Annotated in this window: 16 protein-coding genes; 2 read left to right on the plus strand and 14 right to left on the minus strand. The window is 75.2% G+C overall.

Annotation, left to right across the window (positions count from 1 at the left end; genetic code table 11):
• Positions 1 to 97: 97 nt before the first annotated feature.
• Both NPS70_RS12465 and NPS70_RS12470 read right to left on the minus strand, forming a co-directional pair.
• Positions 98 to 1078: an asparaginase gene (locus tag NPS70_RS12465; protein ID WP_256524240.1), complete on the minus strand. Its 981-nt coding sequence runs from the start codon at positions 1076 to 1078 to the stop codon at positions 98 to 100.
• 66 nt (positions 1079 to 1144) lie between these two features.
• The gene (locus tag NPS70_RS12470) at positions 1145 to 1789 is read right to left on the minus strand and encodes an ABC transporter substrate-binding protein (RefSeq protein ID WP_256524241.1); all 645 of its coding nucleotides are present in this window, start codon (positions 1787 to 1789) and stop codon (positions 1145 to 1147) included.
• Positions 1790 to 1945: 156 nt separating this feature from the next.
• Here NPS70_RS12470 and dtd point away from each other — a divergent pair, with 156 nt between their 5' ends.
• On the plus strand, positions 1946 to 2383 hold the full coding sequence (gene dtd / locus NPS70_RS12475) for a D-aminoacyl-tRNA deacylase (protein ID WP_256524242.1): 438 nt from the start codon (positions 1946 to 1948) through the stop codon (positions 2381 to 2383).
• A gap of 76 nt (positions 2384 to 2459) precedes the next feature.
• Here the strand turns inward: dtd and NPS70_RS12480 are convergent, their stop codons facing one another.
• The 6 genes from NPS70_RS12480 to NPS70_RS12505 all read right to left on the minus strand — a co-directional run bounded on the left by NPS70_RS12480 (position 2460) and on the right by NPS70_RS12505 (position 7629).
• Positions 2460 to 3425 carry a folate-binding protein YgfZ gene (locus NPS70_RS12480; protein ID WP_256524243.1) on the minus strand — a complete coding sequence of 322 codons (966 nt, stop codon included), beginning with the start codon at positions 3423 to 3425 and terminating at the stop codon, positions 2460 to 2462.
• Positions 3426 to 3435: 10 nt separating this feature from the next.
• Complete coding sequence (locus tag NPS70_RS12485) at positions 3436 to 3873, minus strand: transcriptional repressor (RefSeq protein WP_256524244.1); 438 nt, start codon at positions 3871 to 3873, stop codon at positions 3436 to 3438.
• A gap of 195 nt (positions 3874 to 4068) precedes the next feature.
• Positions 4069 to 4641 (minus strand): FABP family protein, encoded by a 573-nt coding sequence (locus tag NPS70_RS12490; protein WP_256524245.1) that lies wholly within the window; start codon positions 4639 to 4641, stop codon positions 4069 to 4071.
• Between the two features lie 278 nt (positions 4642 to 4919).
• On the minus strand, positions 4920 to 5765 hold the full coding sequence (locus tag NPS70_RS12495; RefSeq protein ID WP_256524246.1) for a hypothetical protein: 846 nt from the start codon (positions 5763 to 5765) through the stop codon (positions 4920 to 4922).
• Positions 5762 to 6628, minus strand: coding sequence for a hypothetical protein (locus NPS70_RS12500; RefSeq protein WP_256524247.1), 867 nt, complete (start codon positions 6626 to 6628; stop codon positions 5762 to 5764). Before NPS70_RS12500 ends, NPS70_RS12495 begins: the two co-directional genes overlap by 4 nt.
• Positions 6625 to 7629, minus strand: coding sequence for a hypothetical protein (locus tag NPS70_RS12505; RefSeq protein ID WP_256524248.1), 1005 nt, complete (start codon positions 7627 to 7629; stop codon positions 6625 to 6627). Before NPS70_RS12505 ends, NPS70_RS12500 begins: the two co-directional genes overlap by 4 nt.
• A gap of 104 nt (positions 7630 to 7733) precedes the next feature.
• Between NPS70_RS12505 and NPS70_RS12510 the strand changes: the two genes are divergently transcribed.
• On the plus strand, positions 7734 to 8096 hold the full coding sequence (locus NPS70_RS12510) for a DsrE family protein (protein ID WP_256524249.1): 363 nt from the start codon (positions 7734 to 7736) through the stop codon (positions 8094 to 8096).
• Between the two features lie 42 nt (positions 8097 to 8138).
• On the opposite strand, the gene NPS70_RS12515 is transcribed toward NPS70_RS12510, so the two are convergent.
• The 6 genes from NPS70_RS12515 to NPS70_RS12535 all read right to left on the minus strand — a co-directional run bounded on the left by NPS70_RS12515 (position 8139) and on the right by NPS70_RS12535 (position 12903).
• Positions 8139 to 8405, minus strand: a complete 267-nt coding sequence (locus NPS70_RS12515; protein WP_256524250.1) for a DUF3099 domain-containing protein — start codon at positions 8403 to 8405, stop codon at positions 8139 to 8141.
• 139 nt (positions 8406 to 8544) lie between these two features.
• Positions 8545 to 8832 carry a DUF1416 domain-containing protein gene (locus NPS70_RS12520; protein ID WP_003991226.1) on the minus strand — a complete coding sequence of 96 codons (288 nt, stop codon included), beginning with the start codon at positions 8830 to 8832 and terminating at the stop codon, positions 8545 to 8547.
• 30 nt (positions 8833 to 8862) lie between these two features.
• Complete coding sequence (locus tag NPS70_RS12525; RefSeq protein WP_256524251.1) at positions 8863 to 9702, minus strand: sulfurtransferase; 840 nt, start codon at positions 9700 to 9702, stop codon at positions 8863 to 8865.
• 148 nt (positions 9703 to 9850) lie between these two features.
• Entirely contained in the window at positions 9851 to 9934 is an 84-nt protein-coding gene (locus tag NPS70_RS28880) for a putative leader peptide (RefSeq protein WP_360651805.1), read from the minus strand.
• Positions 9935 to 10312: 378 nt separating this feature from the next.
• Complete coding sequence (locus NPS70_RS12530) at positions 10313 to 11062, minus strand: DUF2993 domain-containing protein (protein ID WP_256524252.1); 750 nt, start codon at positions 11060 to 11062, stop codon at positions 10313 to 10315.
• 170 nt (positions 11063 to 11232) lie between these two features.
• Complete coding sequence (locus tag NPS70_RS12535) at positions 11233 to 12903, minus strand: hypothetical protein (protein ID WP_256524253.1); 1671 nt, start codon at positions 12901 to 12903, stop codon at positions 11233 to 11235.
• Positions 12904 to 12912 lie beyond the last annotated feature (9 nt).

Below are 12912 nucleotides of genomic sequence, written 5' to 3' on the forward strand. Positions count from 1 at the left end.
GGCCGAAGGGACCGCGCCGGCGGGGTGATCGCCCGCGTCCGGGTCCGCGGCGCCGGGCGCCCGCCGCTCCTCGCGGCACTGCGGCCGCCGCCGCGCGTCAGAAGACGGCGCGGACCTCCCCGACCTTCGCCCCGCCGCCCAGGAGCGGCAGATGACCGATCCGCTCGACGACCGGGGCGTCCACACCCATCAGCCGCAGCGCCCGGGCCATGACCGGGCCGAGGGCCCGACCGGCGCCGTCGTCGATCTTGAACGCCAGCGCGCGCCCGTCCGCGAGCGCCACCGCCTGCACCGCCTCCGCGCCCATCTTCGACAGGGACCCCGGCAGCTCCCGCATCAGCCAGGTGTCCGGACGGCGGGTGCCCGCCACGTACTCCGGATGGGCCCGCATCGCGTCCGCGACCCGGCGCTCGGGGCTGTCCGGGGCCGCCAGGACCAGGTGGCGGTAGGCGCGGGCCAGGCCGGTCAGCCCGATCGCCATCAGCGGTGCCCCGCAGCCGTCGGTGCCCACCGCCGCGACCTGCTCGCCCGCCGCCTCCTCCACGACGGAGTGCACCAGGCGCTGGAGCGGGTGGGCGGGGTCGAGGTAGCCGGCCCGGTCCCAGCCGTTCAGGGCGCAGGCCGCGAGCATCGCGGCGTGCTTGCCCGAGCAGTTCATGGTGACCTTGTCGCGCACCCGGCCGGCCGCCAGGTACGCCTCGGCCTCGGCGGGGTCGAGCGGCAGGTCGGGCGGGGTGCGCAGGTCGTCGGCGGTCAGGCCGGCCTCGTCGAGCATCCGGCGGACGAGTGCGAGGTGGAACTCCTCCCCGGAATGGCTGGCCGCGGCCAGGGCCAGGCGCTCGCCGGACAGGTCGAGCCCCGCGCGGAGCACGGCGGCCGCCTGGAACGGCTTGTTGGACGACCGGGGGAAGACGGGCGCCTCCGGGTCCCCGACCGCCAGCTCCACGCTTCCGTCCGCCGCCAGCACCACCAGGGAGCCCCGGTGGTGGCCCTCGACGAAGCCCGAGCGCACCACCTCCGCGAGTACCGGGGGCGCGGGCTGCGGGGCTATGCCGGAAGGGGCGGGGGACGGTGTCATGGCAGTCGGCTCCAGTGCGGCGGGACCCGCCCCCCGAAGCCCTCCGGGGGTCGCCCGGAGCACCGCTCAGGTCAGCAGATCGTCTACTTGTGCTTCGCCCTCACGGTACCTGCGGGCAATCTCGGCACTGCAATCGTCGGCCGTGCGCTGGAGCTCCTGCCTGCGGCGGGAGACCTGGCGCTCATAGGAGATCAGGCGCCCCATCGCCGTCCGGAGCTCCTCGTCCGTCCGGGCGTCGAGGTCGGAGAGCGCGATCTCGTCCAGCATCTCGGAGGCGAGGCGCCGGTACTCCTCACCGTGCGGCGTCGACAGGGTGACGTGGCGGGCGGAGGAGCCCCGCCGCGAGGGCGGGTCGGCCAGGATCTCGGAGAGCCGGTCGACCACCGGGGACTCCGGGTCGGCCCGGCGCCCCACCTCGGCCCGCAGGATGTCGAGGCGGCCCTGGACCAGGCGGCGCAGATAGCTGAGGTCGGCCTCGTCCCGCTGGGATTCGCGCCGGAGGGTGCGCAGCTCGGTCAGGCGCAGGGCCCGGAGATCGGGCGGCGGGAGGCCGGGACGGCCCCCCTGGGCGCCGGCCGGGTCCGCGCCGGGCGCCGGGGGCGTCCCGGGGGCGCCGGGCTCCTGTGCCGCGCCGCCCGTGCCGCCGCCGTCCGGCAGGGTGTCCGGTACGGCGCCGAGCCGGCGCCCGGCGCCGGAAGATGTGGTGGTCATGTGCTTCGTCCGTCCCCTCGCGACCGGTGCACGGGCTCCCACGGCCCGAGGGGCCCGAAGTGCACCGCCTGGATGCATCGTGCCATTCGGATCCGCGCCGACGCAGGCGGTCCGCACCGGTTCGGCCCCGAATGGCGGCCGGGTAGTTTTCTCCGCATGCGTGCAGTGGTGCAGAGGGTGGACGGCGCGAGCGTCGTCGTGCCGGGTGAGTCGGGTCCCGAGACGGTCGGCGAGATCACGGGCGAGGGGCTGTGTGTGCTGGTCGGGGTGACCCATGACGACACCCCGGCGAAGGCGGCCCAACTGGCCAGGAAACTATGGTCGGTTCGTATGCTGAAGGATGAGAGGTCCTGTTCGGACGTGGACGCGCCGCTGCTGGTGGTCTCCCAGTTCACCCTCTACGGGGACGCCCGGAAGGGGCGCCGGCCCACATGGAACGCGGCCGCCCCCGGCCCGGTCGCCGAACCGCTGGTCGACGAGGTGGTGGCGCAGCTGCGGGCCCTCGGCGCGACCGTGGCCACGGGCCGCTTCGGGGCCGGGATGCGGGTCTCGCTCACCAACGACGGCCCGTTCACGGTCCTGATCGAGGTCTGAGCCGGGCCGGCGCGGTCCGCCCCCGAGGACGGCCCCCGGGCCGGGGCCGCGCCCGGGGGCGGGCTGCCGCCGGGTGCTACGGCTCGACCACCGTCTCCTGAGCGGCCGCGGTGTCCCCCGCCAGCAGCTCGGCGTCCACGGGCACGTTCCGCTTCACCAGGGCGAGCGCGATGGGCCCGAGTTCGTGGTGGCGGCCGGAGCTCGTGACGAAGCCGAGCTGGCGGCCCTCCTCGCCGTCGGCCGCCAGCCGCACCGGCGCCCCGGGACCGGGCAGGTGCACCTCGCTGCCGTCCAGGTGGAGGAAGACCAGCCGCCGCGGCGGCTTCCCCAGGTTGTGGACACGGGCCACGGTCTCCTGACCCCGGTAGCAGCCCTTCTGGAGGTGGACGGCGGTGCCGATCCAGCCCAGTTCGTGGGGGATGGTGCGGTGGTCCGTCTCGAAGCCCAGCCGGGGACGCCGGCCTTCGATGCGCAGCGCCTCGTAGGCGAGGATCCCGGCCGGCGGGCCGTTGTCCCCGGCGAAGGACTCCAGGTCCGCACGCGGCAGGAACAGATCGCGCCCGTACGCCGTCTCCCGCACCACGACACCGTCCGGCACCTGCGCGATGGACCCGGCGGGCAGGTGCACCACGGCGGTGTCCGCCGTCCGGTCCGCGATCTCGACCCGGTAGAAGAACTTCATCGACTCCAGGTAGGCGAGCAGCGCCTCCCGGGTGCCCGGCTCCACGTGCGCCCAGACGGTCGTGCCGTCGTCGACGAGGTAGAGCGCGTGCTCGATGTGCCCGTTCGCCGAGAGGATCAGGGCCTCGGTCGCCCGGCCCGCGGGAAGGTCGCTGACGTGCTGGGTGAGCAGCAGGTGCAGCCAGCTCAGCCGGTCGTCCCCGGTGACGGTCACGACCCCGCGGTGGGAGAGGTCGACCATGCCCCGGCCGTCGGCGAGTGCGCGCTGCTCACGGAACAGGTCGCCGTAGTGGGCGGCGACCCCTTCGTCGCGTCCCTCGGCCGGTACGGCACCGGGGAGGGACAGGAGAGGGCTCTTCATGCGAACAAGCCTACGACCCGGTAGGCGGGGGCTTTGCGGAGCACGTCGCGCACCGGCCGAAGATCGCGAAGTGCTTCATGTCCGTGTCGAAGCCGAACTCCCGGCGCAGCTTCTCGGTGAACTCGGCCGCGACGGCCACGTCGGCCTCGATGACCTCGGTGCAGTCCCGGCACACCAGGTGCAGATGGTGGTGGCGGTCCGCCAGGTGGTAGGTGGGGGCCCCGTGGCCCAGGTGGGCGTGGGAGACCAGGCCCAGCTCCTCCAGCAGCTCCAGCGTGCGGTAGACCGTGGAGATGTTGACGCCCGACGCCGTCTTGCGCACCTCGCCCAGGATCTCGTCCGGGGTGGCGTGCTCCAGGGTGTCGACGGCCTCCAGGACGAGCTGGCGCTGCGGGGTCAGCCGGTACCCGCGCCTGCGCAGATCGGACTTCCAGTCGATGCTCACCACGCCCCCAGTCTAGGCGGGTACGGCCCGCGGGCGGGCGGGCGCGGGCCCGTCGGGCGGCACACCCGGCGGGATTCCGCCGGGGAGGGGCGCACCCGCGGGGTGGCGGGGGTCCGGACCGCGGGCCTTCGGTGTCCGCGCCGGACGGGGAGGCGCGGGGCGCGGGCGGGCCCGGAGCGGGCCCGCCCCGCGGCGGGCCTACTTGAAGAAGGCGATGCCGTCGTCCGGCAGGTCGCCGAGGTCCTTGGCCCAGGAGGCGACGTCCTCGGGGCTGACGACCTTCCTGAGGTGCGCCGACATGTAGGGCCGCAGCGGGACCTCGGGGGTGGCCTTCTCGCCCACCCACATCAGGTCGCCCTTCACATAGCCGTACAGCCGCTTGCCTCCGCTGTAGGGGCCGGAGGCGGCGGTCCGCGCGACGGCGTCCGTGGCGAGGTCGATCTGCGGCTTCTGGTCGGCCAGCTCGCCGTACCAGATCTCCACGATGCCCTGGTCGCGGACCATGACGACCTCGACCTTGCGCTGCTTGTCGATGCGCCAGAAGCCGCTCTCGGACTCCAGCGGGCGGACCTTGTTGCCCTCCGCGTCGAGCACCCAGCTGTGCGAGACGTACTCGATCACGTCCCGGCCGTCGTGGCTGAAGGTGACGGACTGGCCGAAGTTGCACTTCTCGGCGCCGGGGAAGTCGGAGACGCCGGCCCCCTCCCACGTGCCGAGGAGGAAGGCGAGGGGCACGAGGTCCGGGTTGAGGTCGGACGGGATCTCGATCATGAGCAGCTCTGTCGGTCGGAGGCGGTCGGGCGGAGGAGTCAGCGCTGGCCCTGGTAGAGCTTCTTCACGGCGAGACCGGTGAAGGCGAGCACGCCGACGCAGACCAGGACCAGCAGGGCTTCGAAGAAAACGATCACGGAAGGACTCCTCGACTGAGCGTGACGGCGGACAGGGCCGGGCCCCAGCTTAGTCGCCGGGGGCCCGGCCCGTTCTGCGAGGTGCGCCCGCGGCGGGCGCGGGGCGGGACGGGGCCGCGCGGGGGCGGCGCTCGGCCGCCGTCAGCCCAGCAGCTGGTTCTGGAGGACCAGGCTCTGGTGGAAGGGGACGGCGGGGGCGCCGCCCTTCCGGGCGTGGACGACCAGGGCGAGGGTGTCACCGGCGAGGACGTGGCCGTGCCGCAGCTGCACCTCGCCGTGGGGCTTCGGCTCCTGGTACACCAGGGTCGTGGTGCCGGTGACCTTCCTGGTCGCGTCGTAGTCGACGTCGAGCTCGGACTCCGGGCCGTCCGCCAGCCGCGCGCCCAGTGCGGCGCCCGTCACGAGCCCGTCGGACCTGAAGGTGTCCGCCTGGCCGACCGAGGGGAAGCGCAGCAGGTAGACGCGGGTACGGGTGCCGTCGGGCATGCTCCACCCACGGGCCGCGACATGCCGCAGGCCGAGGTCGAGGAGCTTCTGGCGCAGTTCCTCGCGCTCGTCCTCCTGGAACTCGGCGAGATAGCGGTCGACCGGGACGAACCCGCCGTCCAGCACCTCGTCCGGCTCCGCTCCCCGGGGTGCGGGGAGCACCAGGTCGCGCAGGTCGGCGTGGTGCACCTCGCCGAGGTTGCCCTCGGTGAAGGGCCGCTGCACACCGGCGGGCAGGGCGGGCAGGGAAAGCTCCGGGTAGTCCCAGCGGCCGTCGGACGCGGTCCCGAGGCCCGGCACGTCCGTGCGCTCCAGCCCCGTGATCCCCAGTGCCGTGCCCGTGCCCGCCCCGCCGCACACGAGGGCGGCCGCGGCCCACAGGGCGACGGACCGCCACCGCGGTGAGCGTGCGCGGGGGGCGGTGGCGGGGGGCGCGGGCACCACCGGGTGGTCCGCGGCAGCCGGTTCGGGCCGCTGCTCGGTCGTGGTGGTGCCGGTCATACGTACTCCCCCGGGGACGCGATGTGGTCGAGCTGGTCCTTCATGAGCCGGGCGGCCGCGAGGCGCGGGAACGGCGCGCTGCCGTAGGCCGTCAGCGACACGAAGTACTCGCCTTCGTAGGCCACACAGCGCATCAGGCCCAGGTACGGCTCCCGATCGTCCGGATCCGTGCCGTTGCCCTGCGGAAGCACACAGGAGGCGTTCTCGTGGTCCCGGACCTCCGGTCCCTCGGGCACCCCGGCCTCCTCGTACCAGGCGAGTTCCTCGCGGTACCAGTCGCGGGCGGCGTTCCGGTCCGTCATCTGGCCGACGGAGACCTGCACCACCAGGTCGTGCGAGTCCTTCAGGTACGAGCGACTGGCCAGGCCCTGCAGGCCGAGTGCGTCGATCCGGCGCTCGGCCTCCCGGCGCTCCCTGCCGTACAGCCCGTCCAGGGACGCCTTCAGCTGCGCACCGGCCTCCTGACGCGTCAGAAGGACGTCGTTCCCCGATCCTTCGAGGTCGGGCCCGAGGCCGTAGCCGCCGGGTACGGGCAGCAGGAGCTTGCTCAACTCGTTGTCGGTGCGCCCGCGGTGCGCCGAGGCCGCCGGGTCCTCGGAGCCTTCGTCCGTGGAGCCGTCGTCCCCGGACGCGGCCCAGATCGTGGTGGGCACGTGCGTATCGGCCCCGCGGACGGTGACCCCTGTGAACACCAGCCCCGCACCGACGGCGGCCAGCACGCCCACCGCGGGCAGGACGGTGAGCGCCTTGCGGCGCCTGCCGGAGGGCGTCGCGGCGCCGGACGCGGGACCGGCGGCCGCGTCGGCTGCGGGGGCGTCGTCCGGGCCGGACGCGGGGACGGAGGTGCGGTCGTCGTTCGTCACAGGCGCCCCAGTTGCCGTTCGGCCAGCGTTCGGATGTCCTTCTCCGTGATCGGAGCACGGTCGAAGACGTAGATCTCCATCGCCACGTCGCCCCGGTAGGCGAGCGCCTGCGCCAGGCTGCCCTGCGGGCCGCCCTCGTAGGGGGTGCCCTTCTCGATCACGAAGCGGCCGTTGCCCGATCCGGGAACGGGCTTCCCGACGCGTCCCGTGCGGTCCTCGTCGAGGTAGTCGAGCTGCTCCTCGACGTACACCCGCGCGCCCGTGGCGCCGCCGCGGCGGAACTGGACGAGGTTGACGACGACCAGCCGGTCGCCCTTCTCCCAGGCCCTGGTGACGGCCCGGCGGAAGCCCGTTCTCGCGAACTTCTCGAAGGCGAAGTCGGGGAACTCGAACTGGGCGGCGAACTGGTCGAGGCGGACCCAGCCGTCGGGAAGGGCCGCGGCCTCCGACGCGCGCGCCCCCTTCGGTACCGGCAGGAGGAGCTTGCGCAGGTCGCCCGAGGTGCGGGCCCCGTGGTCCTCCTCCTCGGGGAGGGGCTCGATCGTCTCTCCCCCGGGCAGCGGCTCCGCCGGGTGGGTGAGCCCCTGCTGCGCGAGCGGCGGGAGCGGGGTCGGCGCCCGGTCGGCCTGCACGGCGTAGCCGACGGCCGTGCCGCCGACGACGCCGAGGACGAGGGCGGCCGCCAGGACGGCCACCGCGCGCCGCTTCCGGCGCGGGCGCGGGCCGGGGGTTCCGGCGGCGTCCGGCTCGGGGGTGTCCGCGGCAGGTTCCGGGGCCTCCGGCGGCGCCGGCGCCGTGTCCGGGGCGGGCTGGGCGGGGGAAGCCTGCTCACCGTCCGGCTCCCGGCGGCCCTCGGCGGGCGGCGCCGCGTCGGCCCCGTCCGGGGTGTGCGCGCCGGGCGCCGCCCCCGGGGCGGGCTCCGGTGCCGTGCCCGGGACACGAGAGAGCTCGTCCGGCGGTGCGCCGGACGAGCCCGTGGGCGGCGGTGCTTGCGGTTCCAAGAGTCCCCTCCACTGCTTGACGAGCCGCGGACCGGCTGTCCGCGCACCGAGCAGACCGCCGAGTACGGCGGAGGGTTGCGGCCCCGGGGATTACAGTTCGGCATATGCCGAAGAAGCTCGTGATCAAGGTGACCGCGGGGGCCGACGCTCCCGAGCGCTGCTCCCAGGCCTTCACCGTGGCCGCCGTCGCCGTCGCCAGCGGTGTGGAGGTCTCGCTGTGGCTGACCGGGGAGTCCTCCTGGTTCACGCTGCCCGGGCGCGCCGCGGAGTTCGAGCTGCCGCACGCCGCCCCGCTGCCGGAGCTGCTCGACGCGGTGCTGGCGGGCGGTTCGGTGACGCTGTGCACCCAGTGCGCGGCCCGGCGCGGGATCACGGAGGAGGACGTGCTGGAGGGCGTGCGGATCGCGGGCGCCCAGGTGTTCGTCAGCGAGGCCGTCCAGGACGGGGCGCAGGCGCTGGTCTACTGACGGCTGCGGCCCCGGGGGCGGCGGCCGGGCCCCACCCGGCGCTCATCCCGGCGGGCGGCGGCGCTTGCCGTCGAGCTCGTCCCACCACTCGTCGGACTGCGGGTCCCCGGACGGGTCGTCCCACCAGCGGTCGTCGGGGCCGCGCCGGTTCGCCATCATGGCGGCGACCGGCGGGATGACCATGGCGACGACGCACATGCCGACGGCCACGGGCACGGACCACAGGCGCACCACGGCCCAGGCGGAGACGAACAGCACGAGGCACCCGCTCATCATCAGCAGGTAGGTGCGGCGCCTCCGGGCGAGCATGCCTCCAGCCTACGTCCGGCGGCCCCGGCGCGGTCCGCGCCGGACGCGGCGTGCCGAAGGGCCGAAGGGCCGCACCCCGTTCCCGGTAAGCGTCCAACCCCCGGGAGGTGCGGCCCTTCGGCCGGTCGTTGCCCGCGTCTCAGACCGCGATGGCCACCTCGGCGAGGCCGCCCTGCTGCGCGACGACGGTGCGGTCCGCGGTGGCACCCGGCACGAGCGCGCGCACGGTCCAGGTGCCCTCGGCCGCGTAGAAGCGGAACTGCCCGGTCGCCGAGGTCGGGACCTCGGCCGTGAACTCGCCGGTCGAGTCCAGCAGGCGCACGTAGCCCACGACGGGCTCGCCGTCCTTGGTCACCTGGCCCTGGATGGTGGTCTCACCGGGCTTGATCGTCGAGGCGTCGGGGCCGCCGGCCTTCGCTCCACACATGCTGCTCTCCTGAGGGGGTTCGGTTCGGGATTACTTGGCGGCGCCGAGCTCGATCGGCACGCCGACGAGGGAGCCGTACTCGGTCCAGGAGCCGTCGTAGTTCTTGACGTTCTCGACGCCGAGCAGCTCGTGGAGCACGAACCAGGTCAGCGCGGAGCGCTCGCCGATGCGGCAGTAGGCGACGGTGTCCTTGGCCAGGTCCACCTGCTCCGCGGCGTAGAGGGCCTTCAGCTCCTCGTCCGACTTGAAGGTGCCGTCGTCGTTGGCGTTCTTCGACCACGGGATGTTGCGGGCGCTCGGCACGTGGCCCGGGCGCTGCGACTGCTCCTGCGGAAGGTGGGCCGGGGCGAGCAGCTTGCCGCTGAACTCGTCGGGCGAGCGCACGTCGACCAGGTTCTGCGTGCCGATGGCCGCCACGACGTCGTCGCGGAAGGCGCGGATGGAGGTGTCCTGCGGCTGGGCCTTGTAGGCGGTGGCCTCGCGGACGGGGACCTCGGCGACCAGGTCGCGGGAGTCGAGCTCCCACTTCTTGCGGCCGCCGTCGAGCAGGCGGACGTCGCCGTGGCCGTAGAGCTTGAAGTACCAGAAGGCGTACGAGGCGAACCAGTTGTTGTTGCCGCCGTAGAGCACGACCGTGGAGTCGTTGGCGATGCCCTTCGCCGAGAGCAGCTTCTCGAAGCCCTCCTGGTCGATGAAGTCGCGGCGGACCGGGTCCTGGAGGTCCTTGGTCCAGTCGATCCGGATCGCGTTCCGGATGTGGTTCTTGTCGTAGGCCGAGGTGTCCTCGTCGACCTCGACGAGGACGACCTTCGGGTCGTCGAGGTGGGCCTCGACCCAGTCGGCGTCTACCAGGACGTCGCTGCGGCTCATGCTTCTTCTCCTCCGGGGCAGTGTGCGGCGGTGGTGCGCGAGGGTGGTGCGCTGCGGATGCACGGACGGGCGCGTCGGCGCGCCGGTCGGCACGGGGCGGCCCCGACAGAGGTCGAAGGGCCTGAGGGATACGGGGTCGGGAACCCGCTCAGACGAGGCGACAGAGCATGGCGGCGACGCGGCACAGGTCTACTGCCCGCCGCTTCGTGAGATCCGCCTGTCGCTGCTTCATGGCACCGATCGTAGGGACGAGACGGCGGCCGTGTCACCGGCGTGTCATATTCTGAGACGAGATCGTCCAGTATTCGAAATGAAGAAGGGCCCGACGACCTCCCCGCCCGGCCGCCGGCGGCGCCCGCTCCCCACCCTTCTACCCACCGGACACCCGTGTCTCACCATGCGGCCGCACCGGGTTCCAGTGGCCCTGAGGGGGCGCGCTCGGCCACCGCCCCGCCGCCGGACCGACCCCCGTCCGGACGCACCGCCCCGGCGCCCCGCCGTCTGCCCGAATGCCCGCCTGCCGCCTGCCGCCTGCCGCCTGCCGCCTGCCGCCTGCCGCCACGGGAGCATCCCCGCGGCCCGGGAGAGCCGCGCGGCCGGGCCACGGCCCTCACCCGGTCAGGGTGACGTCCGTCCCCCTGCCGGAGAAGCTCAGACCGCCCTCGCCCGCCCGGACCGTGTCCAGCTCGATCCCGGTCGGCAGGCCGCCGATCTCCAGGTCGTAGTCGACGACCCTGCGCAGCCGCTCCCCGAGACCGGGCACCGGCAGCTCGGGCAGCGCCTCCGCCCGGAGGCGCACCGTGCTGCCCTCGACCAGCGTCACCGTGCTGTAGGTGCTCACCTCGCGGTCGCCCAGCAGCGCCTCGACCGCGCCGGGCACCGGCACCCCGGCGCCCTCCAGCACCTCCACGAGCCGGCCCCTCAGCTCCACCTGCCCCTTCGCCGCGCGCTCGGCGCCCGCGTAGCCCACCACGGCGCCTTCGGGTGCCGCCTCGCTGAGGTCCTCGTAGGAGATCCGGGCCGACCCCTCCGCGCTCCCCGCGACCGCCGAGGAGAAGCCGCTGCCGATCCGCACGTCCCGCAGCTTCGCGCGCACCTCGGTGACGTCGACCTCGCGGCCGTCGGCGGTGGCCGTGATCCCGGCCATGGAGACCTCCACCTCGTGAAGCTCCCCGCCCGCCAGCTGGGTGAGGAAGGGGAAGCCGTGGATCGACACCTCGGGGGTCGAGGCCAGCTGCCGGCTCGCCCTGATGCGGTCGGCGGCCTCCGACTCCGCGAAGCCGACCGCCAGCCGGTCGGCGGCGGCGAAGAGGCCGCCCAGGACCACGGCGATGACCAGAAGTATCCGCAGTGCTCGCATCTCTCGGTGTCCCCCACCCCTGTCCGTGGCCCCGGCCGCACGGGCGGGATTCGCTGCCGGACGACGCCGTCCGGTCCGTTCAATGATCGACGTCCCGGGACCACCGTTGGTTCCGGGACGTCCGCCTCCTCACAGGGTGCCGCCGGCGGCGGCCCGCGGCACCCGCCGGCTCAGACCACCGCACGCCCGAGCAGGTAGACCGCGGGAGCGGCGACCGCCAGCGGCAGGGCCACGCCCGCCGTCATGTGGACGAAGCGGGACGGGTAGTCGTAGCTCGCCACCCGCAGGCCGATCAGCGCGCACCCGCCGGCCGCGGCACCCAGCAGCGCGCCCGGGGCCCCGATGCCGAGGGCGGCGCCCGCGGCGAAGCCCGCACCGGCCGCGGCCGCAAGGGCCGCGGGGAGCGACAGCGCACCCGGCAGCGGCAGCGCGCGGGCCGGGGTGGCGGCGGCGACCGCCACGGCACCGACCACGACCGCGTCCGGGGCGGCGGCGAGATGGCCCGCCGCCAGGATCGCCAGCGCCGCCGAGACGGCCGTGGCCATCAGCCCGTACAGGCGCTCGTCCGCGTCCGCCCGGCTGCGCAGCTGCATCACCAGGGTGAGCAGCACCCAGACGCCGAGCGCCCCGAGCGTGGCCGCTGCCGCGTGGGAGCGCCCGGCCGCGAGCAGCGCGGCGTCGGCCGCGAGGCCGCCCGCGAAGGCCAGGGCGATGCCCTGGCGGGCCGGCCACATCCCGTTGAGGCGGAACCAGCCGGCGGCCGTGACCGCCTGGAGCAGCACCAGCGGCACCAGCAGGCCGTAGGTGCCGAGCACCGCGCCGCCCGCCATCAGCAGGGCCAGCAGCGCGGTGAGGCCGGCCGGCTGCATCCCGGGCGGGATGACGGGCGAGCGCCCCTCGGCGCGCGCCCGCTGCGCGTCGGTGATCCGCCGGTTCCCGGCGACCGTGGCCGGTCCGTACTCCTCGGGGGCACCGCCCCCCGGAGCGGCCCCGGGTCCGGTCCCGGGACCGGACTCCTCCGGCGGCAGCGGGACCCCCGCGGTCCCGGACCCCGGGGCGGGCGCGGGGCCGCCGTGCTGCCACGGGGCGGCCGGGGCAGCCGGGGCCGGGTGGGCGGCGGGGGCCGGGTGGGGCGCCCCGGGTGCCGCCGCGGCCTGCGGGAAGGCTCCCGCGGGAGCTCCGGCGGGGGCCTGGGGCCGGACCGCGGGCTGGTACTGCGTGTCCCAGGTCTCGCCCTGCCAGGTCTGCGTGGCCGCGGGGTCGGCGACGGGCGGCCCGCCCGACGGGCCCTGCGGGGCGGGCGCCTGCGGGTGCGGGGCCCCCGCGTAGGCGCCCGGCGCTGCATACCCCTGGGCGTCGTACGGACCCGGCGCCGCATACCCCCGGGCGTCGTACGGACCCGGCGCCGCGTACCCCTGGGGGCCCGGTACCGGCCCGCCCTGCGAGCCCGGCGCCGCGTACCCCCGGGCGTCGTACGGACCCGGCGCGGCATACCCCTGGGGCTGCTGCCGGGAGTCGGCGCCGCCCTGCGAGGCGGGGTCGGCGCCGCCCTGCGGGACGCTCCCGTACGGGCCCTGCGGTCCGCCGTACGAGCCCGGTGCGCCACCGTACGGGGCGGAGGCCGCCTGCGCACCGCCCTGCGCGCTGCCGTACGCGCCCGGCGGGGCGGCGTCGTGGACGCCGTACGGGTGGGCACCCGCGCCGGTGGCCGCGTACCCCCCGGCCGCGTACCCGCCGTGCCCCTGCGCGGGGGGATCGCCCGGACCGGGACGGGGCCCGCCGCCGCGGCCTCCCCCGGACGGCGCACCGGGGTCGGACGGGTACTGCTGATCGCTGCTCATACTGTGGGG

Source organism: Streptomyces sp. C10-9-1 (assembly GCF_024497955.1).
Classification (GTDB): domain Bacteria; phylum Actinomycetota; class Actinomycetes; order Streptomycetales; family Streptomycetaceae; genus Streptomyces; species Streptomyces sanyensis.

Excerpts from the sequence above, each read along its gene's own strand:
- NPS70_RS12515 (WP_256524250.1), bottom strand. The coding sequence starts at position 8,405 with ATGCTCGCCCGGAGGCGCCGCACCTACCTGCTGATGATGAGCGGGTGC.
- NPS70_RS28880 (WP_360651805.1), bottom strand. The coding sequence starts at position 9,934 with ATGAAGCAGCGACAGGCGGATCTCACGAAGCGGCGGGCAGTAGACCTG.
- NPS70_RS12535 (WP_256524253.1), bottom strand. The coding sequence starts at position 12,903 with ATGAGCAGCGATCAGCAGTACCCGTCCGACCCCGGTGCGCCGTCCGGG.
- NPS70_RS12525 (WP_256524251.1), bottom strand. The coding sequence starts at position 9,702 with ATGAGCCGCAGCGACGTCCTGGTAGACGCCGACTGGGTCGAGGCCCAC.
- NPS70_RS12490 (WP_256524245.1), bottom strand. The coding sequence starts at position 4,641 with ATGATCGAGATCCCGTCCGACCTCAACCCGGACCTCGTGCCCCTCGCC.
- NPS70_RS12520 (WP_003991226.1), bottom strand. The coding sequence starts at position 8,832 with ATGTGTGGAGCGAAGGCCGGCGGCCCCGACGCCTCGACGATCAAGCCC.
- dtd (WP_256524242.1), top strand. The coding sequence starts at position 1,946 with ATGCGTGCAGTGGTGCAGAGGGTGGACGGCGCGAGCGTCGTCGTGCCG.
- NPS70_RS12470 (WP_256524241.1), bottom strand. The coding sequence starts at position 1,789 with ATGACCACCACATCTTCCGGCGCCGGGCGCCGGCTCGGCGCCGTACCG.
- NPS70_RS12495 (WP_256524246.1), bottom strand. The coding sequence starts at position 5,765 with ATGACCGGCACCACCACGACCGAGCAGCGGCCCGAACCGGCTGCCGCG.
- NPS70_RS12465 (WP_256524240.1), bottom strand. The coding sequence starts at position 1,078 with ATGACACCGTCCCCCGCCCCTTCCGGCATAGCCCCGCAGCCCGCGCCC.
- NPS70_RS12530 (WP_256524252.1), bottom strand. The coding sequence starts at position 11,062 with ATGCGAGCACTGCGGATACTTCTGGTCATCGCCGTGGTCCTGGGCGGC.
- NPS70_RS12510 (WP_256524249.1), top strand. The coding sequence starts at position 7,734 with ATGCCGAAGAAGCTCGTGATCAAGGTGACCGCGGGGGCCGACGCTCCC.
- NPS70_RS12480 (WP_256524243.1), bottom strand. The coding sequence starts at position 3,425 with ATGAAGAGCCCTCTCCTGTCCCTCCCCGGTGCCGTACCGGCCGAGGGA.